Raw genomic sequence first — 8,342 nt, 5'->3', positions numbered from 1 at the left:
CCTCATCGGTCTACGGCGCTAATACCAAAGTACCGTTCTCCGAAAACGATCCCGTCGATCATCCTGTTTCGGTCTACGCCGCGACCAAGCGCTCGGCAGAGCTTCTTGCTTACTCTTATCGGCACGTACACAAGATTGCTTCGACAGGCCTGCGCTTTTTCACAGTCTATGGTCCCTATGGTCGCCCTGACATGGCCCCCTGGCTTTTTACGGATGCGATTTTGCAAGGCAAGCCGATCAAGGTCTACAATCACGGCCACATGCAGCGAGATTTCACGTTCATTGATGACATCGTCAGCGGTGTTTATGGAGCCGTAAATCGCATTCTCGCCCATCCCGAAGGAACGGCACCAGTCTATAATCTCGGCAACAACAAGCCGGTCGCTTTGATGCGTTTTATCGAAATCATCGAAAATGCCTGTGGTCGAGAGGCGATCAAACAATTTGAGCCGATGCCCGCCGCCGATGTTAAATGTACATATGCGGACATCGACCTTGCATCACGAGACCTCGGCTTTTCGCCCGCTACTACGCTGGAACAAGGTATTCCTTTGTTCGTTGAATGGTTCCGCGGCTATAATGGCCGCTGAAAACTCCTCTGAAACAGGTGCGATAGGCCAATGAGCGATGATCGCAGTAAAAAAGGCTTTCGTCCGCTTGCCGACCCAGCTGCAGGAATTCTCGATCCTGTGTTGCGCAAGCGCGCGGGGATAACGATCGAACTTGTTCAGGCTTGGGAAGAGGTCGTTGGGCCAGCCCTGGGCGTACAATCAAGACCGCTCAAACTTCTTTGGCCGCGCCGGGCACATGAGAATGACCCGTTCCAGCCGGCAACGCTGGTCGTCGCTTGYCAAGGTTTTACGGCCATGCGAATTCAACACGAAACGGGCGAAATCATCAGCCGCGTCAATGCATTTCTGGGCTTTGCAGCTGTCGGCAGGATCAAGATCGAACAGAAGCCCGTGGAACAGCCGGTTACAAAACGCCGGACCTTGCCGCCAGTAGACGCGGCAACARCCGACAAGATCAGCCGCTCCGTCGAACCGATCGAGGATGATGGTCTACGCGAGGCGCTGCAACGGCTGGGGCAGAGCATTCATGCCGACAAGATGAAACGATAATTTTTAATCGTGTGAATTCATTGATGTCGCATCACGAAAAATTCAAAGACAGAACGCATACTGTGCCTTAAAGAAACTGGCATGAACCACTAACGAGTCAAAGACTTGTAATTGCATAACCAACACCGGAGACAGGTGATCTTATGACTGAATTGCTGACACGCAGAAAAATTCTGACGCTCGCCGCTGTTTCCACGGCCGCCATCGCTATGGCCGCTGGCACGGAGGTTTGGGCACAAGACGCTACTCCTGTCCCAAATGCATCCGATGTAAAGGTTCCGCCTGCAGCAGGGACAGTCGATGAGGCGAAGCTGCTAGCGCCCGGCACCTTGAAAGACATCGTGATGGGTAAGGCTGAAGCACCCGTAACGATCGTTGAATACGCATCGATGACGTGCCCGCACTGCGCGCATTTCGCAACAACGACCCTGCCCACGATCAAGGAAAAATACATCGATACGGGCAAGGCCAAGCTTATCCTGCGCGAATTCCCATTTGATCCGCGCGCTGCGGCTGCCTTTATGCTGGCACGTTGTGCTCCCGAAGAGCGCTACTACCCGCTGGTTGAAGTTCTGTTCAAACAGCAGGAACAGTGGGCAGGAGCGGCAAATGCAGAAGAACCTTTGCTGCAAATCTCCAAATTGGCCGGTTTTACACAGGAGTCCTTCAAGGCTTGCTTGACGAACCAAAAACTTCTGGATGATGTGAATGCTGTGCGTGAGCGCGGAGCCAATGAATTTGGAGTGAATGCTACTCCAACATTCTTCATCAATGGCGCCAGATACTCGGGAGCCCTTTCGGTTGACGAAATGTCAGCGATTATTGACGGACTGCTTAAGTAACCGCCACCCGGTTTTCGGCGGGCACTTTGCCGTGTCCGCCATCCAATCTTTTGCACGTGCGGTGTTTGTCGGAAAGGGCATCTGATGCGCTTTACCAAGCTCCGCCTGCTCGGCTTCAAATCGTTCGTAGAACCCGCAGAATTCGTCATTGAAAGCGGCTTGACCGGCGTCGTCGGTCCTAATGGCTGCGGCAAGTCCAATCTCGTTGAAGCGCTGCGCTGGGTGATGGGCGAAAGCTCGTACAAGAACATGCGTGCCTCCGGCATGGACGATGTTATCTTTTCCGGATCGGGGACACGGCCATCACGGAATACCGCGGAAGTCACGCTCTTCCTCGACAATCAGGACCGTAGCGCGCCGTCCGCATTCAACAATGCCGACGAGCTTCAGGTTTCGAGGCGCATAGAGCGCGAGGCCGGCTCGGTTTATCGCATCAACGGCAAGGATGCGCGCGCCAAGGACGTACAATTGCTGTTTGCCGATCAATCGACAGGCGCGCGTTCGCCTTCGATGGTCGGGCAGGGGCGTATCGGTGAGCTTATCCAGGCGAAACCACAGGCACGCCGGGCCTTGCTGGAAGAGGCCGCGGGGATCTCCGGCTTGCATACCCGTCGGCATGAGGCTGAACTGCGTCTACGGGCAGCGGAACAGAACCTTGAGCGACTCGAGGATGTCGTCGGTGAGCTTGAAACGCAGATCGAAAGTCTGAAGCGGCAGTCGCGTCAGGCAAATCGCTTTAAAAGCCTGTCCGCCGATATACGCCGGTCGGAAGCCATTCTTCTGCATCTGAAATGGTCTGTTGCCAAGGCGCAGGAAGGCGACGCGCAATCGGCGCTCTCGGTGGCGACAGTTGGCGTTGGCGATCAGGCACAAAAGCAGATGAATGCCGCCAAGGAACAGGCGATCGGCGCACATAAATTGCCCGATTTGCGTGAAGCGGAAGCCAAGGCAGCGGCGATATTGCAGCGTCTGACTATCGCGCGGTCGCAGCTCAATGAGGAAGCTGAGCGGATGCGGGCGCGCCAGAACGAACTGGAAAAGCGCCTCGTTCAGTTCACCGCCGATATTGCGCGCGAAGAGCAGATGGTGCGCGATAACGCCGATGTGCTGGCACGTCTCGACACGGAGGAACATTCGCTCGCCGAAGAAAACGCCAACGCTGGTGAACGCGAGATCGAAACGCGTGCAGAATTCGAGCGCGCCGATGCCAAGCTGAAAGAAAGCGAAGCAGCACTGGCCAAGGTTACTGCCGAGCGCGCAGAAGCGTCGGCCGAACGTGCGCAGGTCGAGCGGAACCTGCGCGAGAGTGCCGAACGGCGCGAGCGCCTGATGCGTCAGATGAGCGATGTGGAGCGCGACTTGTCTGCAGTCGCCGCCCAAATAGGCGCGCTGGCCGATCCTGTTGAAAAACAGGGTCTGGTGGAAACCGCTGAAGCCGCACTCGAGCAGGCCGAAGAGTCTGCACTCACCGCCGAAGCGGCAGTGGAAACCGCGCGCCGGCGGGAGGCCGAACTTCGCCAGCCGCTGCAGGAAGCGCGCAGCAATCTGGGTCGTATAGAGACGGAAGCGAATACGCTTGCCAAGATGATCAACCTTGGCGGGTCAGATCTCTTTCCGGCGGTCGTGGAGGCGCTGAAAGTCGAGAAGGGTTATGAAATAGCTCTTGGAGCTGCCTTGGGTGAGGATCTTGACGCACCCACGGACAAAAGCGCCCCGGTCTTCTGGGGTGAAGTAGACGGTTCGGGGGACCCGGCGTTGCCGGYAGGTCTTCAATCCTTGGCGGAATTTGTCCGCGCGCCGAGCCAACTGGCCCGCTGTCTTGCCCAGATCGGCATAGTCTCCGAGGCAGACGGGGCACGGCTACAGTCCGCGCTGAAGCCGGGTCAGCGGCTGGTCAGCCGCGACGGCGCGTTGTGGCGCTGGGATGGCTATACGGCGAGCGCCGATGCACCAACGCCGGCTGCGCAACGCCTTGCCCAGAAGAACCGTCTGGCGGAACTCGATCTTGAAGTGGTCGAGGCAACGAAAATCCTGCGTGTTGCGGAAGCCGGAATAGTCGCCGCCGAAGCCGCCGTACGGCAATCCGTTGAATTTGAGCGAACTGCACGCGATCAATGGCGTGGCATGCAGCGTTCTGTCACCGACGCGCGCGAAGCCCTGGCCGCTGCCGAACGCGCCGCGGGACAATTGTCCAGCCGCCGCGCCGCGCTTGAAGAGGGCAAGGCCCGCCTTGCCGAAAACCTGGAGGAAACTCAGGAGCAATTCCTGGAGGCGGAAACCCGGCTGTCGGGTGCTGCCGACCTTGATGAAGTCAATATCCGGCTCGCCAATTTGACGAGTGAAGTCACGCTTGATCGCGCTGCACTGGCAGAAGACCGCGCAATTCATGATGGTCTGCGCCGTGAAGCCGAAAATCGTATGCGTCGGCTCGAAGCGATTGGTCACGAACGCAAGAGCTGGGTCAACCGCGCCGATAATGCCGACCGCCAGATCACATCGCTTTCCGAACGCCGTCTGGAAGCGGAACGTGAGGCGGAAAATCTTGCCGACGCGCCCGACGAACTTGCCGAGCGCAACCGGACATTGCTTTCGCAATTGTCCGAAGCAGAAGCACTGCGCAAGGATGCTGCCGACAAGCTTGCGATTGCGGAAAACAGGCAGCGGGAACTGGACCAGTTGGCAACCGATGCCATTCAGGATTTGGCCACAGCGCGCGAGGGCAGGGCGCGCGCAGAGGAACGGCTCGCTGCCGCGCAAGAACGCCGCAAGGATGCCGAAACCCGCATTGCCGAGGCGCTGAATTGCGCACCGCACGAGGTGATGAAGCTGACTGGGCTCGGCCCCGATGATCCGCTGCCGGATGTCGATGCAACGGAGCGTAATCTGGAGCGTCTGAAGATCGAGCGCGAACGTCTCGGGGCGGTCAACCTGCGGGCAGAGGAAGAGCAAGATGAACTTTCCGCGCGGCTTGAGACGATCGTCAGCGAGCGCGAGGATATCATCGAGGCGGTGAAGAAACTGCGCCAGGCGATCCAGAGTTTGAACCGGGAGGGACGCGAACGGCTCTTGGCCGCCTTCGAAGTGGTCAACGTCCAGTTTCAACGCTTGTTCACGCACCTCTTTGGTGGCGGCACTGCCGAGCTTCAATTGATCGAGTCCGACGATCCGCTGGAAGCGGGCCTCGAAATCCTTGCGCGCCCGCCCGGCAAGAAGCCGCAGACGATGACGCTATTATCGGGCGGCGAACAGGCGTTGACCGCAATGGCTTTGATATTTGCGGTGTTCCTGACAAATCCGGCACCGATCTGCGTTCTAGACGAAGTGGATGCACCGCTCGATGATCATAATGTTGAGCGTTTCTGCAATCTGATGGATGAAATGGCAGCGTCCACCGATACGCGGTTTGTCGTCATTACCCACAATCCCATCACCATGGCGCGTATGAACCGCCTCTTCGGCGTGACCATGGCCGAACAGGGCGTGAGCCAGCTGGTCTCCGTCGACCTCCAGACGGCAGAGCAGCTGCGTGAGGCAAGCTGATCGATCGTAAATGACGAAGGATTTCAAAGCTTAATGCGGATTTACTCTGCTAATCGATTTGAATGCTGCGATGCAGCATTTTTTAATGGTGCTTGACGAATTGATCGCGTAGACCTCTCCTGTGTTTCAGCGGCAAGGGAGGCTGCAATGGTGAAATGGGTCTATACATTCGGTGACGGCAAGGCGGAAGGATCCGCCAGTGATCGCAATCTGTTAGGTGGAAAAGGCGCAAATCTTGCCGAAATGTGCGCGCTTGGTTTGCCGGTTCCGCCGGGATTTACCATCACGACAGACGTTTGCAGCTGGTACTATGACAATGGTCGCAAATATCCAGACACGCTCGAAACGGATATAAAGAAGTCCCTCTCCCATATTGCAGAGATAACGGGCCGCAACTTTGGCGACATGGAAAAGCCGCTGTTGGTCTCCGTGCGCTCAGGAGCGCGTGCGTCGATGCCAGGTATGATGGATACGGTGCTCAATCTTGGTCTCAACGACGGGACAGTCGAGGCGATTGCCCGCGAGACCGGCGATGAGCGGTTTGCCTATGACAGCTATCGCCGCTTCATCCAGATGTATTCCGACGTCGTCATGGGCCTCGATCATTCGGTTTTCGAGGAGATTCTTGAAGACACCAAGGCCAATCTCGGCCATGAGGTCGATACGGCCCTGACAGCCGACGACTGGAAGAACGTCATTGCGTTGTACAAGGCGAAGATTGAGGAAGAGCTTGATGAACCTTTCCCTCAGGATCCGGAAAAACAGCTGTGGGGCGCGATCAGCGCTGTGTTTTCCAGCTGGATGAATGCCCGCGCGATTACCTACCGCCGGCTTCATAACATTCCGGAGAGCTGGGGCACGGCGGTCAGCGTCCAGGCGATGGTGTTCGGCAATATGGGCGATCGCTCGGCGACCGGGGTCGCCTTCACCCGCAATCCATCCACCGGCGAAAAGAAACTCTACGGCGAGTTCCTGGTCAACGCGCAAGGCGAAGACGTCGTTGCCGGTATTCGCACACCGCAGAACATCACCGAAGACGCACGTATTGCTGCGGGCTCCGACAAGCCCTCACTAGAGAAGATAATGCCTGCGGCCTTTGCCGAATTCTGCGCAGTGTCGGAACGGCTCGAGAAGCATTACACCGACATGCAGGATCTCGAATTCACCATCGAGAACGGCAAACTGTGGATGCTGCAGACACGGTCCGGCAAGCGTACCGCCAAGGCAGCATTGAAGATTGCAGTGGAAATGGCCGAAGAAGGCCTGATTTCACGCGAGGAAGCGGTCCTGCGCATCGATCCCGCTTCGCTTGATCAATTGTTGCACCCGACGATCGATCCAGGTGCAGAGCGCAACATAATCGGAACAGGCCTTCCGGCATCTCCGGGAGCTGCCACGGGCGAAATCGTTTTCTCCTCGGAAGACGCCGAGCAGCTGAAGGCCGAGGGGCGCAAAGCGATTCTGGTTCGTATCGAGACAAGTCCGGAAGACATCCACGGAATGCATGCCGCCGAGGCGATCTTGACCACGCGCGGCGGCATGACCAGCCACGCGGCAGTGGTCGCACGGGGCATGGGTAAACCCTGCGTGTCAGGTGCGGGCTCGCTGCGTGTCGACTACCGCAACGAGACACTGCTCGCCATGGGCGTCGTTTTGAAGAAGGGCGATGTCATCACCATCGATGGCGGCACTGGCCAGGTGCTGAAGGGCGCAGTGCCGATGCGACAGCCGGAACTTTCCGGGGATTTCGGCCAGATCATGGAATGGGCTGACAAGACGCGCCGTATGAAAGTGCGCGCCAACGCGGAAACGCCTGTGGATGCCCGCACGGCGCGCTCATTTGGCGCTGAAGGCATAGGACTGTGCCGTACCGAGCATATGTTTTTCGAAGGCGAACGTATCGTCGCCATGCGCGAAATGATCCTGGCTGATAACGAGAAAGGCCGTCGTGCTGCGCTCGATAAATTGCTGCCGATGCAACGGTCCGATTTCGTCGAATTGTTCGAAATAATGCATGGTTTGCCGGTCACGATTCGTCTGCTGGACCCGCCGCTGCATGAGTTCCTGCCGAAAACCGAGGCAGAAATCGCCGAAGTCGCTGCTGCCATGAATGTTGACGCCGACAAGCTGCGTGAACGAACTGATAGCCTGCACGAAACCAACCCGATGCTCGGCCACCGTGGTTGCCGTCTTGCCATCTCCTATCCGGAAATCGCGGAAATGCAGGCGCGGGCAATTTTCGAAGCTGCCGTGGAAGCGGCGAAATCGACTGGTGCCCCTGTTGAACCGGAGATCATGGTGCCGCTGGTCGGGTTGCGGGCGGAACTCGATTTCGTCAAGGCGCGCATCGACGCGATTGCGGCCGATGTGATGAAAGAGGCAGACATCAAGATCAACTATCTGGTCGGAACAATGATCGAGTTGCCGCGTGCCGCCATCCGAGCGCACTCGATTGCGGAAGTTGCCGAGTTTTTCTCGTTCGGTACCAATGACTTGACCCAGACGACATTCGGTATCTCCCGTGATGACGCCTCATCCTTCCTGATGAGCTATCAGGTGAAGGGCATCATCGAGCAGGATCCGTTCGTAACGATCGACATTGACGGCGTTGGCGAACTGGTACGGATCGGCGCTGACAAGGGCAGGGCCGCGCGGCCCGGGATCAAGCTCGGCATATGCGGCGAACATGGTGGCGATCCAGCTTCCATCCACTTCTGCGAGGAGGTGGGGCTCGATTATGTTTCCTGCTCGCCATTCCGCGTTCCGATCGCCCGGCTTGCGGCAGCGCAGGCGTCGGCAAAGGCGAAGAGTGYCTGAACCACGTCTGCCATAAATATGC

The 8,342-nt window shown here is 57.7% G+C and carries 5 protein-coding genes; all 5 read left to right on the top strand.

Annotated features, from left to right (window positions below; translation table 11 throughout):
• Nucleotides 1-590 (top strand): NAD-dependent epimerase/dehydratase family protein (locus tag ACXJ5O_RS13570; RefSeq protein ID WP_457300346.1); only part of this gene is annotated, 590 nt, incomplete at its 5' end.
• A 30-nt stretch (nt 591-620) separates the two neighbouring features.
• Nucleotides 621-1,121 carry a DUF721 domain-containing protein gene (locus tag ACXJ5O_RS13565; protein ID WP_457300345.1) on the top strand — a complete coding sequence of 167 codons (501 nt, stop codon included), beginning with the start codon at nt 621-623 and terminating at the stop codon, nt 1,119-1,121.
• Between the two features lie 143 nt (nt 1,122-1,264).
• On the top strand, nt 1,265-1,963 hold the full coding sequence (locus tag ACXJ5O_RS13560) for a DsbA family protein (RefSeq protein WP_457300344.1): 699 nt from the start codon (nt 1,265-1,267) through the stop codon (nt 1,961-1,963).
• Between the two features lie 84 nt (nt 1,964-2,047).
• The gene (smc, locus tag ACXJ5O_RS13555) at nt 2,048-5,503 is read left to right on the top strand and encodes a chromosome segregation protein SMC (RefSeq protein ID WP_457300343.1); all 3,456 of its coding nucleotides are present in this window, start codon (nt 2,048-2,050) and stop codon (nt 5,501-5,503) included.
• A gap of 147 nt (nt 5,504-5,650) precedes the next feature.
• Nucleotides 5,651-8,320 carry a pyruvate, phosphate dikinase gene (ppdK, locus tag ACXJ5O_RS13550; protein WP_457300342.1) on the top strand — a complete coding sequence of 890 codons (2,670 nt, stop codon included), beginning with the start codon at nt 5,651-5,653 and terminating at the stop codon, nt 8,318-8,320.
• The last annotated feature ends 22 nt before the right edge of the window (nt 8,321-8,342 follow it).

It is taken from the genome of Phyllobacterium sp. P5_D12 (assembly GCF_054049495.1).
Note: the sequence above shows the minus strand (reverse complement) of the source record. Positions and strands in the feature narration are given on the sequence as shown.